General features: G+C 65.0%; 20 protein-coding genes. 19 read left to right on the forward strand and 1 reads right to left on the reverse strand.

Going from position 1 to position 25,557, the window contains the following annotated elements; translation table 11 throughout:
* The first annotated feature begins 694 nt into the window (after positions 1 to 694).
* From ACFOMF_RS00280 to ACFOMF_RS00315, 8 genes are all read left to right on the forward strand, one after another.
* A complete protein-coding gene (locus ACFOMF_RS00280; protein WP_386360297.1) occupies positions 695 to 2,488 on the forward strand; it encodes a glycoside hydrolase family 5 protein in 1,794 nt (597 codons plus the stop codon).
* A gap of 119 nt (positions 2,489 to 2,607) precedes the next feature.
* Positions 2,608 to 3,708 carry an endonuclease/exonuclease/phosphatase family protein gene (locus ACFOMF_RS00285; RefSeq protein ID WP_386360032.1) on the forward strand — a complete coding sequence of 367 codons (1,101 nt, stop codon included), beginning with the start codon at positions 2,608 to 2,610 and terminating at the stop codon, positions 3,706 to 3,708.
* 260 nt (positions 3,709 to 3,968) lie between these two features.
* Positions 3,969 to 4,946 (forward strand): isopenicillin N synthase family dioxygenase, encoded by a 978-nt coding sequence (locus tag ACFOMF_RS00290; protein ID WP_386360034.1) that lies wholly within the window; start codon positions 3,969 to 3,971, stop codon positions 4,944 to 4,946.
* The gene (locus ACFOMF_RS00295) at positions 4,939 to 5,727 is read left to right on the forward strand and encodes an alpha/beta fold hydrolase (RefSeq protein WP_386360037.1); all 789 of its coding nucleotides are present in this window, start codon (positions 4,939 to 4,941) and stop codon (positions 5,725 to 5,727) included. The genes ACFOMF_RS00290 and ACFOMF_RS00295 overlap by 8 nt, the downstream gene beginning before the upstream one ends.
* A 4-nt stretch (positions 5,728 to 5,731) precedes the next feature.
* Positions 5,732 to 6,712 carry an ABC transporter substrate-binding protein gene (locus ACFOMF_RS00300; RefSeq protein WP_386360040.1) on the forward strand — a complete coding sequence of 327 codons (981 nt, stop codon included), beginning with the start codon at positions 5,732 to 5,734 and terminating at the stop codon, positions 6,710 to 6,712.
* Between the two features lie 4 nt (positions 6,713 to 6,716).
* Positions 6,717 to 7,514 carry an ABC transporter ATP-binding protein gene (locus ACFOMF_RS00305; protein WP_386360043.1) on the forward strand — a complete coding sequence of 266 codons (798 nt, stop codon included), beginning with the start codon at positions 6,717 to 6,719 and terminating at the stop codon, positions 7,512 to 7,514.
* Entirely contained in the window at positions 7,504 to 8,271 is a 768-nt protein-coding gene (locus ACFOMF_RS00310; RefSeq protein ID WP_386360046.1) for an ABC transporter permease, read from the forward strand. Before ACFOMF_RS00305 ends, ACFOMF_RS00310 begins: the two co-directional genes overlap by 11 nt.
* Positions 8,272 to 8,296: 25 nt before the next feature.
* Positions 8,297 to 8,767: a nucleoside deaminase gene (locus tag ACFOMF_RS00315; RefSeq protein WP_386360049.1), complete on the forward strand. Its 471-nt coding sequence runs from the start codon at positions 8,297 to 8,299 to the stop codon at positions 8,765 to 8,767.
* A gap of 5 nt (positions 8,768 to 8,772) precedes the next feature.
* Here ACFOMF_RS00315 and ACFOMF_RS00320 read toward each other — a convergent pair whose 3' ends face one another.
* Positions 8,773 to 10,545, reverse strand: a complete 1,773-nt coding sequence (locus tag ACFOMF_RS00320; RefSeq protein WP_386360051.1) for an acyl-CoA dehydrogenase — start codon at positions 10,543 to 10,545, stop codon at positions 8,773 to 8,775.
* Between the two features lie 246 nt (positions 10,546 to 10,791).
* On the opposite strand from ACFOMF_RS00320, the gene ACFOMF_RS00325 reads away from it, so the two are divergent.
* The 11 genes from ACFOMF_RS00325 to guaD all read left to right on the forward strand — a co-directional run bounded on the left by ACFOMF_RS00325 (position 10,792) and on the right by guaD (position 25,535).
* The gene (locus ACFOMF_RS00325) at positions 10,792 to 12,342 is read left to right on the forward strand and encodes an ABC transporter ATP-binding protein (RefSeq protein ID WP_386360054.1); all 1,551 of its coding nucleotides are present in this window, start codon (positions 10,792 to 10,794) and stop codon (positions 12,340 to 12,342) included.
* Between the two features lie 10 nt (positions 12,343 to 12,352).
* Complete coding sequence (locus tag ACFOMF_RS00330) at positions 12,353 to 13,456, forward strand: ABC transporter permease (protein ID WP_386360056.1); 1,104 nt, start codon at positions 12,353 to 12,355, stop codon at positions 13,454 to 13,456.
* Positions 13,457 to 13,506: 50 nt separating this feature from the next.
* Positions 13,507 to 14,433: an ABC transporter permease gene (locus tag ACFOMF_RS00335; RefSeq protein WP_386360059.1), complete on the forward strand. Its 927-nt coding sequence runs from the start codon at positions 13,507 to 13,509 to the stop codon at positions 14,431 to 14,433.
* A 119-nt stretch (positions 14,434 to 14,552) separates the two neighbouring features.
* Positions 14,553 to 15,230, forward strand: a complete 678-nt coding sequence (locus ACFOMF_RS00340; protein WP_386360062.1) for an SDR family oxidoreductase — start codon at positions 14,553 to 14,555, stop codon at positions 15,228 to 15,230.
* 148 nt (positions 15,231 to 15,378) lie between these two features.
* A complete protein-coding gene (locus ACFOMF_RS00345; protein ID WP_386360065.1) occupies positions 15,379 to 16,734 on the forward strand; it encodes an 8-oxoguanine deaminase in 1,356 nt (451 codons plus the stop codon).
* A gap of 296 nt (positions 16,735 to 17,030) precedes the next feature.
* Positions 17,031 to 18,113, forward strand: coding sequence for a BMP family ABC transporter substrate-binding protein (locus tag ACFOMF_RS00350; RefSeq protein ID WP_386360068.1), 1,083 nt, complete (start codon positions 17,031 to 17,033; stop codon positions 18,111 to 18,113).
* 107 nt (positions 18,114 to 18,220) lie between these two features.
* Complete coding sequence (locus ACFOMF_RS00355) at positions 18,221 to 19,192, forward strand: 2-oxoglutarate and iron-dependent oxygenase domain-containing protein (RefSeq protein WP_386360071.1); 972 nt, start codon at positions 18,221 to 18,223, stop codon at positions 19,190 to 19,192.
* Positions 19,193 to 19,261: 69 nt separating this feature from the next.
* Entirely contained in the window at positions 19,262 to 20,713 is a 1,452-nt protein-coding gene (xdhA, locus tag ACFOMF_RS00360; RefSeq protein WP_386360074.1) for a xanthine dehydrogenase small subunit, read from the forward strand.
* Positions 20,706 to 23,090, forward strand: coding sequence for a xanthine dehydrogenase molybdopterin binding subunit (gene xdhB, locus ACFOMF_RS00365; RefSeq protein ID WP_386360077.1), 2,385 nt, complete (start codon positions 20,706 to 20,708; stop codon positions 23,088 to 23,090). Before xdhA ends, xdhB begins: the two co-directional genes overlap by 8 nt.
* 190 nt (positions 23,091 to 23,280) lie before the next feature.
* A complete protein-coding gene (xdhC, locus tag ACFOMF_RS00370) occupies positions 23,281 to 24,114 on the forward strand; it encodes a xanthine dehydrogenase accessory protein XdhC (protein ID WP_386360080.1) in 834 nt (277 codons plus the stop codon).
* Between the two features lie 116 nt (positions 24,115 to 24,230).
* Positions 24,231 to 25,535 (forward strand): guanine deaminase, encoded by a 1,305-nt coding sequence (gene guaD / locus ACFOMF_RS00375; protein WP_386360083.1) that lies wholly within the window; start codon positions 24,231 to 24,233, stop codon positions 25,533 to 25,535.
* The last annotated feature ends 22 nt before the right edge of the window (positions 25,536 to 25,557 follow it).

Below are 25,557 nucleotides of genomic sequence, written 5' to 3' on the forward strand. Positions count from 1 at the left end.
GGTACGGCCCGGATGGCAAACCGAGCCCTGGGGCGGGAATCATGTACCGACAAGCCTTGGGCGCGCTGACCTGGCCCAAGCCAGAGGCATCTCCCGGCTGTCTTCGGCACGCCACTGGGCTGATCGCTGAACGAGCTGCCCCAAACGCAGCACAAAACAAGCCGCTCTCAGTCCCGTTGAGCGGATCAATCGCTCCGCTTATCCGCTCCGCTAAATTGTGAACCAGTTCCACGACCGTTCGTCGCTTTTAGTCTAGGCCAAAATCTACTCCCTTCGATCAGGGAAAAGATTTTTTGACGCCTTAAAGCATCTATAAACCCCACTAATTCAAGGCTTTCCGAGTGGCCGGTATTGATATCACAAAGCCTTCGCATGATATTAACATAATGGCATCGCATGCAAATTGCCGCTTTTATGACACATAACCGGCGCCAAAAAAACTTCACATCGCCGCCGAGGTTTTATAAATTCTCGCCACACACAAGGTCTGCCTCTTCACCCCCTCCGGCTGATTGATAAAGAACCAGGTGTTGGATCTATAACGGTTGCGTATTTGCGCGGCGCACTTCCGCCCGCAACGAGCCCCCGCACTTATTAAAAGGCTTGCCCCTTTTGTAGTATTAAGTTTCGGAGAGACTTCATGTCTATCACGGTATTTGCGAACACCCGCAAGGCACTTGCTACTTCCATTACAATGGCTGCTCTTCTTGGTGGTTTTGTTGTCACCAATGACGTCCATGCTTCCACCGCCACGACTACCAGCAGCGTGCAAGTGACCGCAACCAGCGCGCTGAACAACTTCACCAGCACTGACTGGCTGAACGGCATCTGGCGCAAATCGGCCGGTTTCTCCATCGCCAACACCAGCGCCAACCGCGCGGCCTTTGTAAAGGGTGCCTCTGTTCGCCTCGCCGATGGCCAGGTTCGCAAGGTCACTGCCATTTACGTAGTGGGCAGCAACATCAGCGTGATGCTCGACGGCGCGACCCTGAACGGCAACACCGTCGGTCACCCGCGTACTGTTTCCGTGGTGAATGCGGCCGCTGCAAGCACCATCACCGCTACCGCTCCAACCCAGACCACCACTACCACGCCCAGCACCAGCACTGCCGCCTCTTCCGGCGCAGGCCAGGTCACGGCCACCAGCGCGCTGAACAACTTCACCAGCACCGACTGGCTCAACGGCATCTGGCGCAAGTCGGCCGGCTTCTCCGTAGCCAACTCCAGTGCCAACAAGGCCGCCTTCGTCAAGGGTGCCTCGGTTCGCCTCGCCGATGGCCAGGTGCGCAAGATCACTGCGCTCTTCCCCAACGGCAACAACCTCAGCGTGATGCTTGACGGCGCTACGCTGAACGGCAACACCGTCGGCCATCCGCGCACCGTCTCGGTAGTAGGCACTGCCACTCCGACCACCACCGCACCAACGGCCACGGCTCCGGCACCTGTCGTGACCGCTCCGGCAGCCACCCCGGCTCCAACACCTGCCCCTGCACCGATCGCGGGTACCGGCACCGGTGCCAAGCCGACCTCCATCGTTGGTGTCAACCTCGCTGGTGCGGAGTTCGGTACCGGTGCTCTGCCAGGCGTGTACGAGAAGGACTACGTCTACCCGCCGGAATCGTACTTCAAGCGTTACGCGGACATGAAAATGAACCTGGTCCGCCTGCCTTTCCGCTGGGAGCGCATCCAGCCCAAGCTGGGCGGCGAGCTGAATGCAGCCGAACTGCAGCGTCTGATGACCACCCTGGACCACGCGCGCAAGCACAACGTCCAGGTCATCCTCGACATGCACAACTACTACCGTTACTACGGCAAGCTGATCGCTTCGCCCGACGTACCGATCAGCCAGTTCTCCAACACCTGGCGCATGATTGCCCAGCGCGTCGTCAACCATCCCGCCGTCTACGGCTATGGCCTGATGAACGAGCCGCACTCCACCAATGGCAAGTGGCCTGAAGCCGCCCTCGCGGCCTCCAAAGCCATCCGAGCCGTGGACAAGGACCGCTGGATCTTCGTTGCGGGTGACCGCTGGTCGAACTCCTACTTCTGGGAATCTGCCAACCCCAACCTGATCAACGATCCGTGGATGCGCGATCCGAAGAACAACCTGGTGTACGAAGCCCACATGTACGTGGACCACGACTACTCGGGCACCTACTCCAACAAGAGCGCGGTTTACCCTGCCTCCATCGGTGTGGATCGGGTCAAGCCCTTCGTCGAGTGGCTGAAGAAGCACAAGCTGCGCGGTTACATCGGTGAGCACGGCGTACCGGACTTCTCGCCTTCGGCCATCGTCGCTACCGACAATCTCCTGACCTACCTGCGTCAGAACTGCGTGCCGAGCACCTACTGGGCGGCCGGTCCGTGGTGGGTCGAGTACCACATGGCGCTGGACGTGAAGAGCGGCAAGCATCGTCCGCAACTGCCGATCATGCAGAAGCATGCCAACGCCGGGCACAACTGCTCCAGCATTGGCCCGACCCTGTAACAGGTCGCAGCCGCAAAACAAAAGGGGACGCCTTCGGGCTTCCCCTTTTTCGTTTCCGCTTCTGGCCTCGCTCCGTTACCCGGCTAAGCTGAACGGGGAACCGCTATCACGGAACGAGCATGATCGAAGCGACGCTCATCGCCCTCACCGCCTTGTCTGCAGTGATTCTGCTGCTGCAACACTGGCAACATCCGGCATGGTGGGTTCGGGGCTGGGACTTCCCCCGGCTGCAGATTGCCATCGTGATGGTGCTGGTGCTGATCGCCGAACTCATCCTGCTGCCCTTCACCTCCGCCTGGCATTTCGTGCTGACAGCCATCACTCTCGTGTGCCTGGTCGCCCAACTCTGGTGGATCCTGCCCTATACCCGCCTGTGGCCCTACGAGGTCAAGGCGGCTGCACGTGACCCGCGCAAGCCCCGTATCCGGGTGATGGCGGCAAACGTGCTGACCCCCAATCGCCAGGCCGAACGCCTGCTGGAGCTGGTGCGACTGCACCGCCCCGACGTCCTGGTGGCGCTGGAAACCGATCGCTGGTGGGAATCACACCTCGATCACCTGACCGAACAGTATCCCTACAGCATTCGCTGCCCCCAAGACAATCTGTACGGGATGCACGTCTACTCGCGCCTGCCCCTGGAGGAGGTCCAGACCCGCTTTCTGGTCGAAGACGACGTCCCGTCGATGCACGCCAGGCTCAGGGTCAACGATCAGCTCGGGGTTCGCATGCATTTCCTTCATCCCAGGCCTCCCAGCCCGACCGAGAACGACGAATCCACCGAGCGCGACGTGGAGTTGCTGGTGGTCGCCAAAAGCACCGAGGACGATGCCGACCAACCCATCATCGTCGCCGGCGACCTGAACGACGTGGCCTGGTCGCCGACCACGCGACTGTTTCGCAAGATCAGTTGCCTGCTCGACCCAAGGGTGGGGCGCGGCATGTTCAACACCTTCCATGCGCAGCACTGGTTCCTGCGCTGGCCGCTGGATCACTTCTTCCATAGCCGCCATTTCCAGGTGGTGGAGATCGTGCGGCTGCCGGAGTTTGGCTCCGACCATTTTCCGGTGCTGATCGAATTGCAGTACGAACACAACGAAACCGATGAGCAACAAGGCCTGCAAGCCGACCCTGACGAACAGCGAGACGTCCGGAACAGGCTCGCCAGCGAAGGCGTGAAGCCGGCCGACGTGCCCGAACCCTCGCCACAGCCCAAGGCATAACCCGGCTCGCCGACCGGCGGCGCTCGCGCCAAAACGGCGCACCGAGAGCCCCCAGCCCCTGAGTGATCACGCCCCTTTGCGCGCCTGGCCGGGGCTGAGAAATGCCCCAGGATCGATCATCGAGCGCACCAGAAAGGCACTTTGGTTGCGATGCCTTTTAGGCATCGCCATGCTCTATATTCTCTTCTTTTGCGAACAGGTCAGCGCAGGGATACTCCGCATGCCACCAAGGCCCGACCCGCTTCTGCAGGAAGACCGAAATGTCCGACACTCTTTCAGCGCGCCGGCTCGATCAGACCAAACTGCCTCTGATAGATGTCGCCGGCCTGTTTTCCCCCGACCTTGCCGACCGCACCGCGGTGGCCGCTGAGGTCGGCCGCGCCTGCAAGCAAACAGGCTTCTTCTACATCTGTAACCACGGCGTTGACGGCGCCCTGCAGCGCGCCCTCTTCGCGGAGACCAGGCGCTTGTTCGATCTGCCCGAGACGGCCAAGCGTGCCCTCGACAAAGCCAAGTCTGCCGCCAATCGCGGCTACGAGCCGCTGCGCGGGCAAAGGCTTGAAGCCGGCGCCCCGGCCGACCTCAAAGAAGGCTTCTATATCGGTCGCGAGGATGCCGCGGACGATCCACGGGTGTTGGCCGGGCGCTTCAATCACGGGCCCAACCAGTGGCCCGATCTGCCGCGCTTCCGGCGAACCATGGAGGCCTATCGCGACGCCCTGGAGGCGCTGGCCAGCCGCCTGATGAGTGCCATCGCCCTGTCACTGCAATTGCCCGAAGATTATTTCTCCGGCTTCTGCCGGGACTCCATGAGCACCTTGCGCCTCTTGCACTACCCGCCCCAGCCGGCCAACCCGCAGCCAGGCGAAAAGGGCTGTGGCGCCCATACCGACTTCGGCGGGCTGACCCTGCTGCTGCAGGACGAAAACCCCGGCCTGCAGGTCTGGGATCACCGCGCTGGCGAATGGCTGGAAGCCGAACCGATTCCCGGCACCTATGTGGTGAACCTCGGCGACATGATCGCCCGCTGGACCAACGACCGTTACCGCTCGACGCTGCACCGGGTAGTCAACCTGTCGGGCGCCGAGCGTTATAGCGTGCCCTTCTTCTTCAGCGGCAACCCCGATCACCTCGTCGAATGCCTGCCTACCTGCCTGGATCAGGGCGAAACCCCACGCTACGCGCCAGTGACGGTGGAGCAACACCACCGCGAGATGTACCGGAAGACCTATGGCTAAGCACAGCGACGTGGTGCTGATCCATGGCGCCTGGGCCGGCAGCTGGGTCTGGGACGGGCTGCTCGACGGGCTGCGCGCCGCGGGGTTCCGGCCGCACGCAGTGGACCTGCCGGGCAACGGTCAGGACAACACCCCACCTGGAGAGGTCCACCTCCAGCGTTACGTCGACCATGTGGCTCGGCTGATCGAGCGCCTCGATGGCCCGGTGCATCTGGTCGGCCATTCAGGCGGCGGCATTACCGCCACCGCGGTGGCCGAACGCCTCGCCGAGCGCATCGCCAGCGTCAGCTACATCGCCGGGATGATGCTGCCGAGCGGTGCTGGCTTCGCCGATCTCTGCCGCGAATTGGTGCAGGACTTCCCCGAAGCGGCCGGCATCGGTCCCTGGCTGCAGGCCACCGAGTCGGGCAGCGAAGTGCCGCCGGAGGTCGCCTGCGCGTTCTTCTTTCATGACGCCCCGGTGGCCGCTGCCCTGCGTGCGGCGCGGAGGCTGGTACCGCAACCGGACGGCGGACGCGCCCTGCATGCCCACTGGAGCGCCGCCCGTTTCGGCCAGCTGCCGCGACTCTATGTCGAGTGCAGCGCCGACCGCTCGGTGGTGCCCATCGTGCAGCAGGAAATGCAGCACCGGGTACCGGGCGCCCAGCGTCTGGTACTGGATTGCGGCCATGCCCCGCAGTTGGCCGCCCCGGATCAGCTGCTGTACGGCCTGATCGAATTCTTTTCCCGTCATCCACGCCCCGTTTATTGCATGGCAACCGTCGCCAACCCCCAGGAGTAGCCCCATGTTCAAGAAAACCCTGCTCGCCAGCGCCCTCGTGGCCCTGTGCTCCAACGCCGCTCTGGCCGCCGACAAGGTGCGCTGGCTGAACGACTGGCTGCCGGCCGGCGACAAGGCGGTGATCTATCTCGGGGTGCAGGAAGGCCTGTTCGCCGCCGAGGACATCGAGGTGGAAATCTCCAGCGCCCGTGGTGGCGCCGACGTGGTCACCAAGCTGGCCACCAACAGCGCCGACTTCGGCTCCGCCGGCCTCGCCTCCCTGCTGCAGGCCAAGGCCCAGGGCCCGGTGCCGGTGGTGGCCGTGGCGCCGATCTACAACAAGCAGCCCGACGCCCTGTTTACCGCCGAAGGCTCTGGCATCGAGAAGTTCACCGACATCGTCGGCAAGACGGTCGCCACCCCGACCTTTTCCGCCTCCAACGTGGTTTGGCCACTGCTGCTGGAAAACAACGGCATCGACCCTAACAGCGTCAAGCTGCTGAAGCTGGACCCGGGCGCCCTGGCGCCAATGCTGGCCACCGGCAAGGTGGACGCCACCATCAACTGGGTAACCGTGGCGCCGGGCTTTGTCCGCTCGCTGGGCGAGGCCGGCAAGGAACTGGAGGTAATACCCTGGTCGGAATACGGCTTCGACGGCTACGGCCTGTCGCTGGTGGCCTCCGAGCGCTTCCTACAACGCAATCCCGAGGTCGCGAAAAAGTTTGTCTCCGCCTACCGCAAGGCTCAGGAAATGGCCATTGCCAACCCGGCAGCCGCGGCGGCCGCGCTGAAGAAGATGGTGCCGGAAGTGGATGAGCAGCAGGCCGTCGAGCAGTTCGAGGCGTCCATCCCACTGATGGCCAACGAGATCAGCGAGAGCGAAGGCACCCGCGCGTTCAACCCGGCGCGCCTGCAGATCACCTGGCAGTGGGTGGCCCGTGCGCAGAACCTGGAGCTGAACGCCCTGGACCCGAAGACCGCCGTCACCTCTCAATATGTCGAGTGATGCCATGACCGCCGAAACCCAGGCTGCGTCCCGCCCGAGCATCGTCTTCGACGGGGTGCGCCAGGTGTTCACCTCCTCCGACGGGAGCGAGGTGATCGCCCTCGACAACACCAGCTTCAACATCGGCCGCCACGAGTTCATCGCAGTGATCGGCCCGTCCGGCTGCGGCAAGTCGACCCTGCTGCGCATCCTGGCCGGGCTGATCAGGCCCACCAGTGGCCAGGTGAGCATCTACGACAAGGCGGTGACCGGCCCGCGGGATGAGATTGGCATCGTGTTTCAGAAGCCGACCCTGCTGCCCTGGCTGTCGATCCGCGACAACCTGACCTTCCCGATGAAGCACAAGTACGGGCGGGTCACGCCGGCCGAACGCGAGCGTGGCGAGGAGCTCCTGGAGCTGGTGGGGCTGAAGGAATTCGGCGGCAAGCGGCCGGACGAGCTATCCGGCGGCATGCAGCAGCGCGCCGGCATCGCCCGGGCGCTGCTGCACGATCCCGAGATTCTGCTGATGGACGAGCCCTTCTCGGCCCTCGACGCGCTGACCCGCGACGAGCTGAGCCTGGAGCTGCTGAACATCTGGACCAGCCGACCCAAGACCGTGCTGTTCATCACCCACTCGATTCCCGAGGCATTGCTGCTGGCCGACCGCATCCTGGTGATGTCGGCCCGGCCGGGGCGCATCTCGGAAATCATCGATGTCGACCTGCCGCGCCCGCGGTCCATGGAAACCCTTACGGAGCCGCGCTTCAATGAGCTCGCCAACCACATCCGCCGCCAGGTCTTCTCGCGCCATGGCCACTAAGCTGAGCGAACGTCTCGCCCCCTGGCTGGCCCTGGTGGTCCTGCTGCTGATCTGGGAAGGCGTGTGCCGGGGCTTCAGCCTGCCCTCGTTCGTACTGCCCTCGCCGTCGGCCATCGTGACGGCGGCGATGCGCCTGGGTCCCGGCGTCTGGCTCGACCACACCTGGGCGACGCTGCGGGTCACCTTGATGGGTTATGGCCTGTCGATCCTCATCGGCGTGCCGCTGGCCATTGCCCTGGCCTCGTCCAAATTGCTGTCGCGCACCCTCTATCCGCTGCTGGTGATTGTGCAATCGACGCCCATCGTCGCAGTAGCACCGATCATCGTGGTGGTAATGGGCGCCGGCGACCTGCCACGGGTGTTCATCACCTTCCTGATCGCGTTCTTTCCCATTGTGGTCTCCACCGTGACCGGGCTTTTGGCGACCCCGGGCGAGCTGATCGAACTGTCCCGCTCCCTCGGCGCCTCACGCTCGCGGGAATACCGCAACATCAGACTGCCGTTCGCCATCCCGCACCTTTTCTCGGCACTGCGCATCTCCATCACCCTGGCGGTGATCGGCGCGGTGGTAGCCGAGTTCGTCGCCGCGGAAAAGGGCCTGGGCTACTTCATCAACTTCTCCACCTCGATGTTCCAGGTGCCCCAGGCCTTTGCCGCACTGCTGTTGCTGGTGGTGATCAGCCTGGTGCTGTTCCACCTGGTCGGCCTGCTGCAGAAGCTGCTGTTTCCCTGGAGCCTGCCGAAAGGCGAGCACTGAAGACATCCTCCCCGGAGCGACCCCGATGCCTCTCGATGACCATGCCTTTCTCCGCCAGAGCTTTGCCGTTGCGGCCCGCGCCCGGGACACCGGCACCCATCCGTTCGGCGCCATCCTCGTTGGCCCGGACGGCGAGGTACTACTGGAACAGGGCAATGCCTACCTGCCCGACCACGATATGACCGGCCACGCCGAGCGGGTGCTGATGACCCGCTCCTCGACCCGCTACACCCCGGAATTCCTCTCCCGCTGCACCCTGTACACCTCCGCCGAGCCCTGCGCCATGTGCGCCGGCGCGGCCTACTGGGCGGGCGTCGGCCGGGTGGTCTATGGGCTGTCGGAGAAGCGCCTTGGCGAGCTGACCGGCAACCACCCGGAAAACCCCACCCTCGACCTGCCTTGCCGCGTCGTCTTCGCTGCCGGCCAGCGTCAGGTCGAGGTGGTCGGCCCACTGCTGGAAGACGAAGCGGCCGAGTTGCATCAGGGCATCTGGTGACAGGATCAGAAGGCGTCTTCCGGCAGCGCCATGATGCTGCCGCTGCCCGCCTGCACCGACAGCAGCAGGGCCTGGGTGCGCGGCAGAAGATGCTCGGCATAGAAGCGAGCAGTGATGAGCTTGGCTTCGAGGAACGCCGGATCGCCACGCCCGGCACCGAGCATCAGCGCCGCGGCCAGCGCCGATCGGGCAATTGCCCAGCCGCCGCAGAGATAGCCCATCAGCTGCATGAAATTGAAGCTGACGCTGCCGGCCAGCGCCGGGTCATCCCCGGCGCCTTTCAATAGCCGCTGCCAGGCGGCGCGAGCGGCCTCCAGCGCGGCACCCAACGCCTCGGCCAACACACCACAGCGTGGCTCGCAAACAAGCGCGCCGAGCGTGCCCTCGATCTCGTCGAACAAGGCTGCGAGGGTTTCGCCGCCATCGGCCAGCGTCTTGCGCCCCACCAGGTCCAGCGCCTGGATGCCATTGGTGCCCTCGTAGATCGGCAGGATCCGGGCATCGCGAAAATGCCGCGCCACACCGGTCTCCTCGATATAACCGGCGCCGCCGTGAACCTGAACCGCCAACGAAGTCACCTCCTGCGCCAGCTCGGTCATCCACCCCTTGACGATGGGCGTGTAGAGATCCACCCGGCGCTGGTGGGCGCGGGCGCTGGCCTGGTCGCCATGCTCTGCGCGGTCCACTTCTGCCGCCGCGATCAGCGCCAGGGCGCGCATAGCCTCCACCGCTGCCTTCATCTGCATCAGCATGCGGCGCACATCGGGAAAGCGAATGATCGCAAAACGGCTACCGTCGCGCGCCGTGCCTTGCAGGCGCTGGCGGGCGTAACCGCGCGCTGCCTGGTAGGCCCGCTCGGCGATGGCCAGGCCCTGCATGCCCACCGCCTGGCGGGCGTGGTTCATCATGGTGAACATGCAGGCCAGCCCGGCATGTGGCTCGCCGATCAGATAGCCCAGCGCCCCCCTGTCGCCCCCAAGATTCATCACGCAGGTGGGGCTGCCGTGGATGCCGAGCTTGTGCTCCAGCGACAGGCAGCGCACCTCGTTGGGTCCCGGGGTGCCTTCGTCACCAGGAATGAAGCGCGGCACCAGAAACAGCGACAGGCCCTTCACCCCGGCCGGCGCCTCCGGCAGCCTGGCCAGGACCAGGTGCAGGATATTGTCGCTCATGCCGTGCTCGCCCCAGGTGATGAAGATCTTCTGCCCGCTGAGCCGATAGTGCTCGCCCTCGGGCACGGCCCGGGTCTTCACCGCGGCCAGGTCGGAACCGGCATCCGGTTCGGTAAGGTTCATCGTGCCGGTCCATTCGCCGCTGACCAGCTTTGGCAGGTAACGCGCCTGCAAGGCGGGCGAAGCGTGGTGACGCAACGCCTCGATGGCGCCCAGGCTCAGCAACGGACAGAGCGCAAAGGCCATGTTCGCTGAATGCCAAAGCTCGTTTACCGCCGTCGCGAGCACCTGCGGCAGACCCTGGCCACCGATCTCGGGCTGTGCACTCAAGGCGCTCCAGCCGCCCGCGCAAAACAGTCGGTAGGCCTTGGCGAAGCCCGGCGTTTCCTGCACCCCCGCTTCGCCAAGTCGCGCGCCGTCGCGGTCACCCGCCGCGTTCAGCGGAGCAAGAACATCGGCCGCCAGCCTGCCGGCCTCGGCGAGAATCTGCGTGGCCATCTCCAGATCGAACTCGCCCAGGTCCAACCCCTGGCAGAGGTCCTCGAGGCAGACCACTTCCTCGAGCACGAAGCGGGTGTCGGACAGCGGGGGCAGGTACTCGCTCATGGCTGCAACCTCGGGTGGCGAAAGCGGCTTAGCCTTACTGTAACTGTAGCCCAGCCGGGTTGGCGCGGCTGCTCCATACTGGTTCCCAGCCCGCCAAAGGCGCACCATCTCAACGCACCGGCAGCAGGGTTCGGCTCCGATGCCCGGCCGCATCGGCCCAAACGCCGGAGCTTCGATATTTTCCTGACCACTTGGCCAGCTTTTTGCTTTAATCCGGTCCACCGCAAACCAACCGGATGCCTTTTCATGTCCGAGCCTCGCCAGCCCGCACGCCTTCAGCTGCGCGGTATTACCAAACGCTACCCCGGTACTGTCGCCAACGACCGCATCGATCTTGCCATCGCCCCAGGCGAGATCCATGCGCTGCTGGGCGAGAACGGGGCCGGCAAGAGTACCCTGATGAAGATCATCTACGGGGTGACCCAGCCGGACGAAGGCAGCATCACCTGGGAGGGCGAACAGGTGGCCATGCGTGACCCGGCCCAGGCGAGGGATCGCGGCATCGGCATGGTGTTCCAGCACTTTTCGCTGTTCGAAACCCTCGACGTGGCGGAAAACATCGCCCTGGCGCTGGGTGTCGCCGCCGGCACACCAAAGCAGCTGGAGGCGAAGATCCGCGAAGTTTCGCAACGCTACGGCATGCCTCTTGAGCCCCGGCGACTGGTGCACAGCCTGTCCATCGGCGAGCGCCAGCGGGTGGAGATCGTTCGTTGCCTGATGCAGGACATCAAGTTGCTGATCCTCGACGAGCCCACCTCGGTACTGACCCCGCAGGAAGCGGACGATCTGTTCGTAGTACTGCGGCGCCTGGCGAGCGAGGGCTGCAGCATCCTGTTCATCAGCCACAAGCTGAACGAAGTGCGCGCGCTCTGCGAGACCGCCACGGTGCTGCGTCACGGCAAGGTGTCCGGGGACTGCATTCCCGCCGAATGCAGCGACCTGGAGCTGGCGCGATTGATGGTGGGCGACGCCGAAGGCCTGGAGGCCGACTATCCCAAGGCCGAGGGCGGTGCGCCCTTTCTGCAGGTGAAGGGGCTGTCCTGGCACAACGCCGACCCCTTTGGCGTCTCGCTCAAGGAGGTGGATCTCAGGGTACGTGCCGGCGAAATCCTTGGCGTCGCGGGCGTCGCCGGCAACGGCCAGGACGAACTGCTCGCCCTGCTCTCGGGCGAACAGAGACTGCGCAGCGCCGAGGCCGCCTGCATCCGTTATCAGGACGAGCCGGTCGCCCATCTTCGCCCGGACGCCCGCCGTCGCCGTGGACTGGCTTTCGTCCCGGCCGAACGCCTCGGCCATGGCGCAGTGCCGGACATGTCACTGGCTGACAACGGGCTGCTCACGGGTTACCTGCACGAGGATTTGGTGGGCAACGGCATGGTCCGGGGCGGCAAGGTCCGGCAGTTCGCCGAGCGGGTGATCCGCGAGTTCGCGGTAAAAACCCCCGGCCCCCATGCCGCGGCCCGGAGCCTTTCGGGCGGCAACCTGCAGAAGTTCATCCTCGGCCGGGAAATCCTGCAACGGCCGAAGCTGCTGATCGCCGCGCACCCCACCTGGGGCGTCGACGTGGGCGCCGCCGCGGCCATCCACCGGGCCCTGATCGAACTGCGCGATGCCGGCGCGGCAATCCTGGTGATTTCCGAAGACCTGGAAGAGCTGTTCCATATCAGCGACCGGCTCGCCGCGCTCAGCGACGGCCGGTTGTCTTCGCCGCGCCGCACCACCGAATGCACCCCGAGCGATGTCGGCCGCTGGATGGCCGGCCAGTTCGACGCCCACCCCACCCCGTCCGACGCCTGAGAGCCCCGACATGCTGCTTTCCCTTGAACCCCGCGGGCAGGAATCCCGCGCCATGCTCTGGCTCTCGCCGCTGCTGGCCGCCCTGCTCACCCTGGCCAGCGGCGCGCTGCTGTTCGCCCTGCTCGGCCACCCACCGCTGGAAACCCTGCGGGTGCTGCTCATAGACCCGGTGCGCGACCTCTATGGCGTCTCCGAACTGCTGGTGAAGGCGTTGCCGATCCTGCTCTGTGCCCTGGGCCTGGCGGTGGTCTACAACGCCCGCATCTGGAACATCGGCGCCGAAGGCCAGTTGCTGATGGGCGCGCTTGTAGGCAGCGCCCTGGCGATCAACCTCATCGACTGGGAGTCGCGCTGGGCGCTGGTGCTGACGTTGATGGCGGGCACCCTGGGCGGCGCCGCCTGGGCTGGGCTCTGCGCCTGGCTGCGCACCCAGTTCAACGCCAACGTGATCCTCACCAGCATCATGCTGAACTACATCGCGCTGAACCTGCTGCTCTATGCGGTACACGGTCCACTGAAGGACCCGATGGGCTTCAACTTCCCGCAGTCGGCGATGTTCGGCGACGCCACCCGGCTGCCGGAAATCCTCGGCGAACTGCGGGTGCATGCGGGCTTCTACTTCGCCCTGTTCGCCCTGGTGGCAGTCTGGGTGATCCTGCAGCGCAGCTTTCTCGGCTTTCAGGTGAAGGTACTGGGCCTGGACAAGAAGGCCGCCGGCTTCGTCGGCTTCCGCGAAAAGCGCCTGACCTGGATCGCCCTGCTGATCAGCGGCGCCCTGGCCGGCCTGGCCGGTGTCGCCGAAGTCACCGGGCCGATCGGCCAGCTGGTGCCCCAGGTCTCGCCGGGCTATGGCTATGCCGCCATCACCGTGGCCTTTCTCGGTCGCCTCAACCCCATCGGCATCGTCTTCGCCAGCCTGCTCATGGCCCTGCTCTACCTCGGCGGTGAAAACGCCCAAATGGCCGCCAACCTGCCCCAGTCCATCACCCAGCTGTTCCAGGGGATGGTGCTGTTCTTCCTGCTGGCGTGCGATGTGCTGATCCATTATCGGCCGCGCCTTGCGCGGAGCCTGAAGCTGAAAGCCGGAAGCTTGAAGCCGGTGGTGCAGCCATGAACGTCTTTTCTTCCAGCTTCCAGCTTCTGGCTTCCAGCTAAGGGATTCCCATGGACCTCGACCTCTTAACCAACATCCTCTTCGCCATGGTCCGTACCGGCACACCCTTGCTGCTGGTCGCGCTGGGCGAGCTGGTCTGCGAGAAGACCGGCGTACTCAACCTCGGCCAGGAAGGCATGATGCTGTTCGGCGCGGTGATCGGCTTCATCGCCGCCTTCGCCACCGGCAACCTCTGGCTCGGCGTGCTGATGGCCTGCCTGGCAGGCATGGCACTGTCACTGCTGTTCGCCCTGGTGGCGCTGGGTTTCACCGCCAACCAGGTGGCCACCGGGCTGGCGCTGACTATCTTTGGCGTGGGGCTGTCGTCCTTTGTCGGTGCCAGTTGGGTCGGCCGGCCGCTGAACGGCTTCGAGCCGGTGGCCATCCCACTGCTCAGCGACATTCCGCTGATCGGCCGCATGCTGTTCGGCCAGGATCTGCTGGTCTACCTGTCGTTCATCCTCTTCGGCCTGGTGGCCTGGGTGCTGCTCAAGAGCCGCATCGGCCTGATCATTCAGGCGGTCGGGGAAAACCCCAACGCCGCCAGCGCCATGGGCCTGCCGGTGATGCGGGTGCGTACCCTGGCGGTGATGTTCGGCGGGGCCATGGCCGGGCTGGCCGGGGGCTATCTGTCGCTGGCCTACACGCCGATGTGGGCGGAGAACATGACTGCCGGTCGCGGCTGGATTGCCCTCGCGCTGGTGGTTTTCGCCAGTTGGCGGGTCGGCCGGGTGCTGCTCGGCGCCTGGCTGTTCGGCCTCGCCAGCATCCTGCATCTGGTTTCCCAGGGCATCGGCCTGGCGATCCCGGGCAACCTGATGGCTATGCTGCCCTATGCGGCAACCATCCTGGTGCTGGTGCTGCTCTCGCGCGACGCGGTCCGCACCCGGCTGTACGCCCCGGTATCGCTGGGCCAGCCATGGAAGGCCGGGCATTGAAGTTCCCAGCAGGCAAGCGGGTGCCGGTGCGTCTGTTCCGCCATGAGGCAGGGCAGATCCGCCTGCCCGTCTCTGGCGCGCTATGCTAGCGCCCCAACCATCCTCATCGGAGCGCATCCATGACACGAACCGCACTGATCATCGGCGCCTCGCGGGGTCTCGGTCTCGGCCTGGCGAAGGAGTTTCACGCCCAGGGCTGGGAGCTGACCGCGACCGTGCGCAACCCCGCCCACGCCGACGAACTGCGTGCATTGCCGGGCGTTATAGTGGAGACGCTGGACATCACCGACCCGGCCAGCCGCGAAGCACTGGCGGGACGCCTGGCGGGTCGTCGTTTCGACCTGCTCTACATCAATGCAGGCATCTCCGGCCCCGGCCATCACCAGCCCGCCCAGGCCACCCGTGACGAGCTCGGCGAGCTGTTTCTCACCAATGCCGTGGCGCCGATCCAGACCGCCGAACAGCTCTTGCCGCTGGTGGATCCGCAGACGGGCGTGATCGTCTTCATGAGTTCGGTGATGGGCAGCGTCGAGCTTGGCCCTGGCATGGGCATGCCGCTGTACGGGGCGAGCAAGGCCGCTCTCAACCATCTGGCCCGCAACTTCGCGCGCGGCCTGGAAGGCACCCCGCTCACCGTCCTGCTCATGCACCCGGGCTGGGTGAAAACCAATATGGGCGGCGCCGAAGCCCCGCTGGATGTGCAGACCAGTTGCCGCGGTTTAGTCGACCAGGTGAGCCAGGCATCCGGAGGCGGCGTGCGCTTCGTCGACTGGCAAGGCCAGACGTTGCCCCTGTAAAGCGCCTTGCAGGCGCGGCCCCGGCCTGAAAAAGCCATGACAGCCGCGCCTGGCTTCGCTATCTTTCCGCCGCGCTTCGGCGCCCCTGGATCAGCAGACAGGGCATAACTGAGCTGGCTTTTCTTCCATAACCTTAGGAGAGCCGGCCATGCCCGCGTCCCGCCTCTGGATCAAGAATCCGCTCGCCCTTTTCACCGCCAACGATCAAGACGCCGCCGGCGGGCTGGTCATCGAAAACGACCGTATCGTCGAGCTGCTCGGCGTCGGACAGTCGCCGGCCAGCCCGGTCGATCACAGCTTCGATGCGCGGGAGCATGTCGTCCTGCCGGGGCTGATCAACACCCACCATCATTTCTACCAGACCCTCACCCGCGCCTGGGCGCCGGTGGTGAACGAGCCGCTGTTTCCCTGGCTGACGACACTTTACCCGGTCTGGGCACGGCTGACCCCTGAACAGCTGGCGCTGGCCACCCGGGTCGCCCTGGCCGAACTGCTGCTTTCGGGCTGTACCACGGCGGCGGACCACCACTACCTGTTCCCCGGTGGCATGGAGCAGGCCATTGATGTGCAGGTAGAGGAAGTCCAGGCGCTGGGCATGCGCGCCCTGCTGACGCGCGGCTCCATGAGCCTGGGCGAAGCCGACGGCGGCTTGCCACCCCAGCAGACGGTGCAGAGCGGCGAGGCCATTCTCGAAGACAGCCGGCGCCTGATCGAGCGTTATCACCAGCGCGGCGAGGGCGCAAGGATCCAGATCGCCCTGGCACCCTGCTCGCCCTTCTCAGTGACGCCGGACATCATGCGCGCCAGTGCGCAGCTGGCCGAGCAGCTGGACGTGCGTCTGCATACCCATCTGGCCGAAACCCTCGACGAGGAAGCCTTCTGCCTTCAGCGCTTCGGCATGCGCACCGTGGACTATCTCGAAAGCGTCGGCTGGCTTGGCCCGCGTACCTGGCTGGCCCATGGCATCCATTTCGACGAAGCGGAAATCGCCCGGCTCGGCGCTGCCGGCACCGGCATCTGCCACTGTCCCAGCTCCAACATGCGCCTGGCCTCGGGCATTTGCCCCACGGTCGACCTGGAGCTCGCCGGCGCGCCCATCGGGCTGGGCGTCGACGGCTCGGCGTCGAACGACGGCTCGAACCTGATCCTCGAAGCGCGCCAGGCCCTGTACCTGCAGCGCCTGCGCTACGGCGCCCGGGAAATCACGCCACAGCGGGCGCTGGGCTGGGCCACTCGCGGCTCGGCGCACTTGCTGGGCCGCTCCGACCTGGGCGAGCTGGCGGTGGGCAAGCAGGCGGATCTCGCTCTGTTCAAGCTCGACGAGCTGCGCTTCTCCGGCAGCCACGACCCGCTCTCGGCGCTGCTGCTCTGCGGCGCGGACAAGGCCGACCGAGTGATGATAGGCGGACGCTGGCGGGTGGTGGATGGGCAGATCGAGGGGCTGGACCTGCAGGGCTTGATCGCCGATCACAGCCAGGCGGCACGCACCTTACTCGGAGTCTGACGCCAGCGGCTGGCAGCTCGAGGCTGAACGAAAGGCAATCCGGGCTTGGCGCAACTTCCAAGCAGCGATGAGGGCGTTCCCATCCCCGTTCAGCCTCCAGCGGCTCTTTGTGCGCACCAGAATCAGGCACGCTCACCCCTTCGCGCACCAGCCGCGGGCCCCTGCCGAAGCCACACAACATGGGCGCTGGCACGTTTTCCGCAGTTTCTGTAGATTCTGTCCAGTTGGTCAGCTTTTTGCAGAATCAGGGCAGCCGACACGGCCCCGTATAACCGACAACTGGAGCGTCACCCGAAATGCAGAAGAAACCTCGCAATATGCTGCTGCGTACCCTGGCCGCCGCCATCGGCCTGAGCACTGCCCTGACCGCCGTCGCCGCCGATCCGCTCAAGGTCGGCTTCGTCTACGTCGGGCCGATAGGCGACCATGGCTGGACCTACCAGCACGACCAGGGCCGGCTGATGCTGGAAAAGGAGCTGGGTGACAAGATCCAGACCAGCTTTGTCGAGAACGTGGCCGAGGGTGCAGATGCCGAGCGGGTGATTCGCAACATGGCCCGAGGTGGCCACGAGCTGATCTTCACCACCTCCTTTGGCTACATGAACCCCACCGTCAAGGTCGCCAGCCAGTTTCCCGAGGTGACCTTCGAGCACGCCACCGGCTACAAGCAGACCGACAATGTCGGCACCTACCTGTCGCGTACCTATGAAGGCCGCTACGTCGGCGGCTTCCTCGCGGCGAAGATGACCAAGAGCAAGAAGGTCGGCTATGTCGCTTCTTTCCCGATTCCGGAAGTGATCCGCGATATCAACGCCATCCAGCTGGCCCTGGACAAGTACAACCCGGGCACCGAGATGCGTGTGGTGTGGGTCAACTCCTGGTTCGATCCGGGCAAGGAATCCGATGCCGCCAACGCGCTGATCGACCAGGGCGTGGACGTGATCTTCCAGCACACCGACAGTCCCGCGCCGATCCAGACCGCCGAGCGCCGTGGCGTCTATGCGGTGGGTTACGCCTCCGACATGCAGCATTTCGGGCCGAAGTCGGTGCTCACCTCCATCGTCAACAACTGGGGGCCGCACTACGTCAAGTCCACCCAGGCGGTAATCGACGGCAACTGGGAGCCGCAGGACTACTGGGGTGGCATCGCTGAAGACACCGTGCAGCTGCCGATCAGCAACCTGGTCCCGGCTGAGGTGAAAGCCGAAGCCGAAGAGATCATCGCCAGCATCCGCAGCGGCGAGTTCCACCCCTTCACCGGCCCCATTGTTGACCAGAGCGGGCAAGAGCGCCTCGCCGAGGGCGTCTCGGCCACCAACGCCGAACTGGCCTCAATGGACTACTACGTGCAGAACGTGAAAGCCGAGCTGCCCAGATAAGGCAAGAACCGCTGGAGGCTGAAGGCCGGAAAGCTGAACGGAACCTTGTTCGTACAGCCTCCAGCCTCCGGCGCTGTTATCGAAAACCAAATGCACGAGCCCGCAGAATGACCACTCTCCCTCTCATCGACATCGCCCCGCTCTACCAGACCGACGAAGCCGGCCACCTCGAAGTGGCGCGGCAAATCGATGCGGCCTGTCGCGAGTGGGGTTTTTTCTACATTCAAGGGCATTCGATCAGCGCCGAACGACTCGCGCAGCTGAGCGACTACGCCCGACGCTTTTTCGGCCAGCCTGCCGAGCGCAAGCTGGCGATCGACATCACCCGCAGTGCCCATCATCGCGGCTACGGCGCGGTCGCCACAGAACAACTCGACCCCAACGAGCCCTGCGACCTCAAGGAAACCTTCGACATGGGTTTTCACATGAGCGCCGATCATCCGCAGGTACTCGCCGGCCAGCCCCTGCGCGGGCCGAACCGGCACCCCGATCTGGACGGCTGGGCCGAGCTGATGGAAACCCATTACCGCGACATGCACGAGCTGGCCTGCACCCTGCTGCGGGCCGTCACCCTGGCTTTGGGCATCGAGCGCGACTTTTTCGACAAGCGCTTCGTCGAGCCCATCAGTGTGTTCCGCATGATCCACTACCCGCCGCGCAGCACCGCCAGCAGCATCGACCAGAAGGGCGCCGGCGCCCATACCGACTATGGTTGCGTGACGTTGCTGCACCAGGACGCGGCCGGCGGCCTGCAAGTGCAGAATGTGCGCGGCGAATGGATCGACGCGCCGCCTCTCGAGGGCACCTTCGTGGTGAACATCGGCGACATGATGGCACGCTGGAGCAACGACCGTTACAAGTCGACGCCGCATCGGGTCATCAGTCCGCTGGGCGTGGATCGCTACTCGATGCCGTTCTTCGCCGAACCGCACCCGGATACCCTGATCAGCTGCCTGCCCGGCTGCCACACCCCCGACAATCCACCGAAATACGCCCCGGTGACCGCCAGCGATTATCTGCTGTCGCGCTTCGCCGACACCTATGCCTACCGCCGGGCAGAGCAGGCCACCGCCGGCTGACCCGACATCAGCGGACGGTTATGCTGAAAGGGCCGTTCGGACCAGACAATACGAGACTGCGGAGGCTCCTTGATCCAGTTTCTCCTGAACCGCGAGCTGCGCACCGAGCGTGACCTCGACCCCAACCTGACGGTACTGGAGTACCTGCGCCGCCATCTGGGCCGTACCGGCACCAAGGAAGGTTGCGCCTCGGGCGACTGCGGCGCCTGTACTGTGGTACTTGGCGAGCTGGAAGTGCGTGACGGCGCCGAACGGGTGCGCTATCGCACGCTGAATAGCTGCCTCACCTTTGTCGCCGCCCTGCATGGCCGGCAGCTCATTAGCGTCGAAGACCTCTCTCACCAGGGCCGCCTGCACAGCGTGCAGAGCGCCATGGTCGACTGCCACGGCTCGCAATGCGGCTTCTGCACGCCCGGCTTCGTGATGAGCCTGTTCGCCCTGCAAAAGAATGTCGATGGCTACGACCGTGAGCGCACCCTGGAAGCGCTGGCCGGCAACCTGTGTCGCTGCACCGGCTACCGGCCGATCATGGAGGCAGCCGAGCAGGCCTGCGGCCGACGCGAAAGCGACGCCTTCGATGCATTCGAGGCCGAGACGGTGACGCGGCTGAAGGAGATTCTGCCGCGCGAGTCCACCGCTTTAGGCGCTGGCGCAAATCAGTGCCATCTGCCGATGACCGTGGCCGATCTGGCCGACCTCTACGCCGCGCATCCTGACGCCCGGCTGCTGGCTGGCGGCACCGACCTGGCGCTCGAGGTGACTCAGTTCCATCGCCCGCTGCCGCTGATGATCTATGTCGGCCATGTCGCTGACATGAAGGGCATCACCACCACCGACACGCACCTGGAGATCGGCTCCGCCACCTCGCTGACCGACTGCTACGCCGCCCTCAGCGCCGAGTATCCGGATTTCGGCGAACTGCTGCACCGCTTCGCCTCCCAGCAGATCCGCAACCAGGGCACCCTCGGCGGCAATATCGGCAACGCCTCGCCCATCGGCGACGCGCCGCCACTGCTGATCGCCCTGGGCAGCGAAATCGTCCTGCGCAAGGGCAAGGACACCCGGACACTGCCGCTCGAGGACTATTTCGTCGACTATCGCGTCACCGCCCGGCAGAGCGGCGAGTTCATCGAGCGCATCCGCGTCCCGCGCCCTGCCGGCAACGGCGCCTTCCGTGCCTACAAGATTTCCAAGCGCCTCGACGATGACATCTCGGCCGTCTGCGCCGCCTTCAACCTGACCCTTGAGAGCGGCACGGTGACCGATGCCCGCATCGCCTTCGGCGGCATGGCGGCGATTCCGAAGCGGGCCGCCTCCTGCGAGGCCGCATTGATAGGCCAGCCGTTCAGCGAGGCCTGCGTCGAGAGCGCTTGCGCCGCGCTGGCCAACGACTTCACCCCACTGACGGATTTTCGCGCCAGCCGCGAGTACCGCCTGCTCACCGCGCAGAACCTGCTGCGCAAGTGCTTCATCGAACTGACCACGCCTGATCTGGCGACCCGGGTGACCGCCTATGCTTAAACCACGCATGACCGAGGAAGAAGTTGCCGAGCTGTATCGGCAGGATCTGGTCACCGGTGTCGGACGCAGCGTAAAGCATGAAAGCGCGGCCAAACACGTCACCGGCGAAGCACAGTACATCGACGACCGACTGGAATTTCCCAACCAGCTCCATGTTCACGCACGACTGTCCGAGCGCGCCCATGCACGGATTTTGAGAATCGATACCACGCCCTGCTACGCCATTGCCGGCGTAGCCATCGCCGTCACCGCCGCCGACGTGCCCGGCCAACTGGATATCGGCCCGGTGTTCGCCGGCGACCCGCTGCTGGCCGACGAAACCGTGCAGTATGTGGGCCAGCCGGTGCTGGCGGTCGCCGCGAATACACCCGAGGCGGCGCGTCGGGCGGCCATGGCCGCAATCATCGAGTACGAGGATCTGGAGCCCGTGCTGGATGTAAGAGAAGCGCTCAGGCGCAAGCACTTCGTGCTCGACAGCCATGTGCAACAGCGCGGCAACCTGGCCAACGCCCATGGTCATGCCCGCCATCGCCTCAAGGGCAGCCTCGAAGTGGGCGGTCAGGAGCATTTCTATCTCGAGACCCAGGTGTCGGCCGTGCTGCCCACCGAGGACGGGGGGATGATTGTCTACTGCTCGACGCAGAACCCCACCGAGATTCAGAAGCTGGTCGGTGAAGTGCTAGGCGTGCCGATGAACCGCATCGTCGTCGACATGCGCCGGATGGGCGGTGGCTTTGGCGGCAAGGAGACCCAGGCGTCCTTTCCCGCCTGCCTGTGCGCGGTGGTCGCGCGCCTGACCGGGCGCCCGACCAAGATGCGCCTGGCCCGCGCCGACGACATGGCCATCACCGGCAAGCGCCACCCCTTTCTCATCGATTATGACGTGGGCCATGACGACGAAGGCCGCCTTCAGGGTGTGCACATCGTCTACGCCGGTAATTGCGGCTACTCGCCGGATCTTTCCGGGGCCATCGTCGACCGCGCCATGTTCCATGCCGACAATGCCTACTATCTGGGCGATGCGCTGATCGAAGGTCACCGCTGCAAGACCAACACCGCCTCCAACACCGCCTTCCGCGGCTTCGGCGGTCCCCAGGGGATGATGGCCATCGAGGAAATCATGGACGCCATCGCCCGGTCCCTGGGCAAGGACCCGCTGGAAATCCGCAAGCTCAACTACTACGGCAAGACCGAGCGCAACGAGACCCACTACTACCAGACCGTCGAACACAACCTGCTCGAGGAAATGACCGCCGAGCTCGAGGCCAGCAGTGAATACACAGGTCGTCGCGAGGAGATCCGCAGGTTCAACGCCTCCAGCCCGATCCTCAAGCGCGGCCTGGCGCTGACACCGGTGAAGTTCGGCATCAGCTTCACTTCCAGCTTTCTCAACCAGGGCGGCGCGCTGGTACACATCTATACCGACGGCAGTATCCACCTGAACCATGGCGGCACCGAGATGGGCCAGGGCCTGAATACCAAGGTGGCGCAAGTGGTAGCCGAGGTGTTCCAGGTCGACATCGGTCGCATCCAGATCACCGCGACCAACACCGACAAGGTGCCCAACACCTCGCCCACGGCGGCATCCAGCGGCACCGACCTCAACGGCAAGGCGGCGCAGAACGCCGCCGAGAAGATCAAGGACAGGCTGGTGAGCTTTGCCGCCGGACACTTCGACGTAGCGGAAAGCGACATACAGTTCCGCAACGGCCAGGTACGCGCCGGTGACAAGTACATCACCTTCGAGCAACTGATCACCCTGGCCTACGTCGGCCAGGTATCGCTTTCGGCCACCGGCTTCTACAAGACGCCGAAGATCCATTACGACCGCAGCCGGGCGCGCGGCCGGCCGTTCTATTATTTCGCCTTTGGCGTGGCCTGCTCCGAAGTGGTGGTCGACACTCTCACCGGAGAGTACAGATTGCTGCGTGCCGATATCCTCCACGACGTGGGCGCCTCGCTGAACCCGGCCATCGACATCGGCCAGGTGGAAGGCGGCTTTGTCCAGGGCATGGGCTGGCTCACCACCGAGGAGCTGGTGTGGAACGATGGCGGCAAGTTGATGACCGCCGGCCCGGCCAGCTACAAGATCCCGGCGGTGGCCGACGTGCCACTGGACCTGCGCGTGAAGCTGGTGGAGAACCGCAAGAACCCCGAAGACACAGTGTTCCACTCCAAGGCCGTGGGCGAACCACCGTTCATGCTCGGCATCTCGGTGTGGTGCGCCATCAAGGATGCGGTGGCGAGCGTGGCGGATTATCGCGTGCAACCAGAGATCGATGCCCCGGCCACGCCGGAACGGGTGTTGTGGGGGGTGGAGCAGATGAAGGCGTGGCTAGAGACCGACCCGCCGCCACCCGAAAGCCCACCGCTGTAGCAACGAGCTCGCTCGCGAGCTTTATGACGTCCGCCCCATTCGCGAGCAAGCTCGCTCCTACGACTAGAGCGAACATCCACATGGCCGAACCCGACCCGAACCCGTAGGAGCGAGCTTGCTCGCGAAGCCTTTCATGACACCCACCCCGTTCGCGAGCAAGCTCGCTCCTACAAATAGAGCGGAAACCAAGATGACACCCACCACCTGGATCGACGCCCTCGCCACTCTCAAGCAACAGGGCGAGCCCTGTGTGCTGGTGACCATCATCGAGGAGCGCGGCTCCACACCGCGCAATGCCGGCTCGAAGATGGTGGTCAGCCCCGACAGGCTGTTCGACACCATCGGCGGCGGCCACCTGGAGTTCAAGTCCATGCAGATCGCCCGCGAGATGCTGGAAAGCCGCACCCGTGAATCGCGGCTGGAGCGCTTCTCGCTTGGCGCCAGCCTCGGCCAGTGCTGCGGCGGGGCGACGGTGGTGCTGTTCGAGCCCATGGGCCAGCCACAGGCCCATATAGCGGTGTTTGGCGCCGGCCATGTAGGCCGTGCGCTGGTCCCCCTGCTGGCCGCGCTGCCCTGCCGGGTGCGCTGGATCGACGCGCGTGAGGCGGAGTTTCCCGAGAGGCTACCGGCCGGCGTGGAGCAGGTCGTCAACGACGATCCGGTCGAAGAAGTCGGGCGCATGCCCGCCGGCAGCTGGTTCATCGTCATGACCCATGACCATGCGCTGGATTTGCAGCTGAGCCGGGGGATCCTCTCCCGCGGCGATTTCGCCTGGTTCGGCCTGATCGGCTCGAAGAGCAAGCGCGCCCGGTTCGAGCATCGCCTACGCGACCGCGGCTTCGCCCCTGAGATCATCGCCCGCATGCGCTGCCCCATGGGTTTGCCAGAAGTGAAAGGCAAATTGCCGATGGAGATCGCTGTGTCGGTGGCCGCCGAAATCATCGCCATCTACAACGCCCGCTTTGGCGAGAAGGTGGGCGAGCAGCCGGTCAGCCAGCTGCTGCCGACCTCGCGCCGGAGCTGACGCGAGATCAACCGAACACACCCCGCCCCGTAGGAGCGAGCTTGCTCGCGAAGCCCTTGCCCCGTTCGCGAGCAAGCTCGCTCCTACGGGCCCAACCCCTTTGTCCTGAGTCGAACATGCCTGCAAAAGCCTACCGTGCCGCCCTCCTCCATTGCCTGGCCGACCCTCGAGAAGTCGGCGAAGAGGCATCCTACGAATTCTTCGAAGACGGCTTGCTGGTCGTCGAGGACGGCCGCATCGTGCGGATCGGCGCTGCCGACGCCTTGCTCGGTCGGCTTTCGCCCGACACCGAGGTGACCCACTACCCCGATGCCTTGATCACCCCCGGCTTCATCGACACCCACATCCACTATCCCCAGGTGGGGGTGATCGGTTCCTACGGCACCCAGTTGCTGGACTGGCTGGAAACCTACACTTTCCCGGCCGAAGGCCGCTTCGCTGATGCCGAGCACGCCCGCGAGCAGGCCCGCTTCTTCCTGGGGGAGCTGCTGCGCAACGGCACCACAACCGCCCTGGTGTTCGGCACCGTGCATCCGCAGTCGGTGGATGCCTTCTTCGAGGAAGCCCTGTCCCTGAACCTGCGGATGATCGCCGGCAAGGTGCTGATGGACCGTAACGCGCCGGACTACCTCACCGACACTGCCGACTCCGGCTACGCCGAAAGCCGCGCGCTGATCGAGCGCTGGCATGGCCGCGGGCGGCTGCACTACGCCGTCACCCCGCGGTTCGCCCCGACCAGTACACCGGAACAGCTCGCCCTGGCCGGCAAGCTGTTTCAGGAGTTCTCCGGGCTGTACATGCACACCCACATTTCCGAGAACCGCGACGAAGTGGCCTGGGTCAAGTCGCTATTCCCGGAGCGAAAAAACTATCTGGACGTCTACGACCACCACGGCCTGATCGGCGCTCGCTCGGTGTTCGCCCACGGCATCCACCTCTGCGACGACGAATGCCGACGCCTGGGCGAGACCGGCTCGGCGGTGGCCTTCTGTCCGACCTCCAACCTGTTCCTCGGCAGTGGCCTGTTCGATCTGGCCAAGCTGGAAGGCCATGGGGTGCGGGTCGGCCTGGGTACCGACGTCGGCGGCGGCACCAGCTTCTCGCAACTGCAATCCCTGAACGAGGCCTACAAGATCCTGCAATTGCAGGGCCAGAAGCTGGACCCGTTCAAGGCCTTGTATCTGGCGACCCTGGGCGGCGCGCGGGCGCTCTACCTGGAGGACCGCATCGGCAATCTGCAACCGGGCAAGGATGCCGATTTCGTCGTCCTCGACTACCAGGCAACCCCGCTTATCGCCCGCCGTCTGGCAGGCGCCAGCAGTCTCCGGGAAAAGCTCTTCGCCCTGATGATCCTCGGCGACGACCGTACGGTGAAGGCGACCTATGCGGCCGGCAACCGCGTCCACCACCGCGCCGCCTGACATGCGCGTTCCTGCCTGCGGC

This window comes from Stutzerimonas tarimensis (assembly GCF_042648805.1).
Classification (GTDB): domain Bacteria; phylum Pseudomonadota; class Gammaproteobacteria; order Pseudomonadales; family Pseudomonadaceae; genus Azomonas; species Azomonas tarimensis.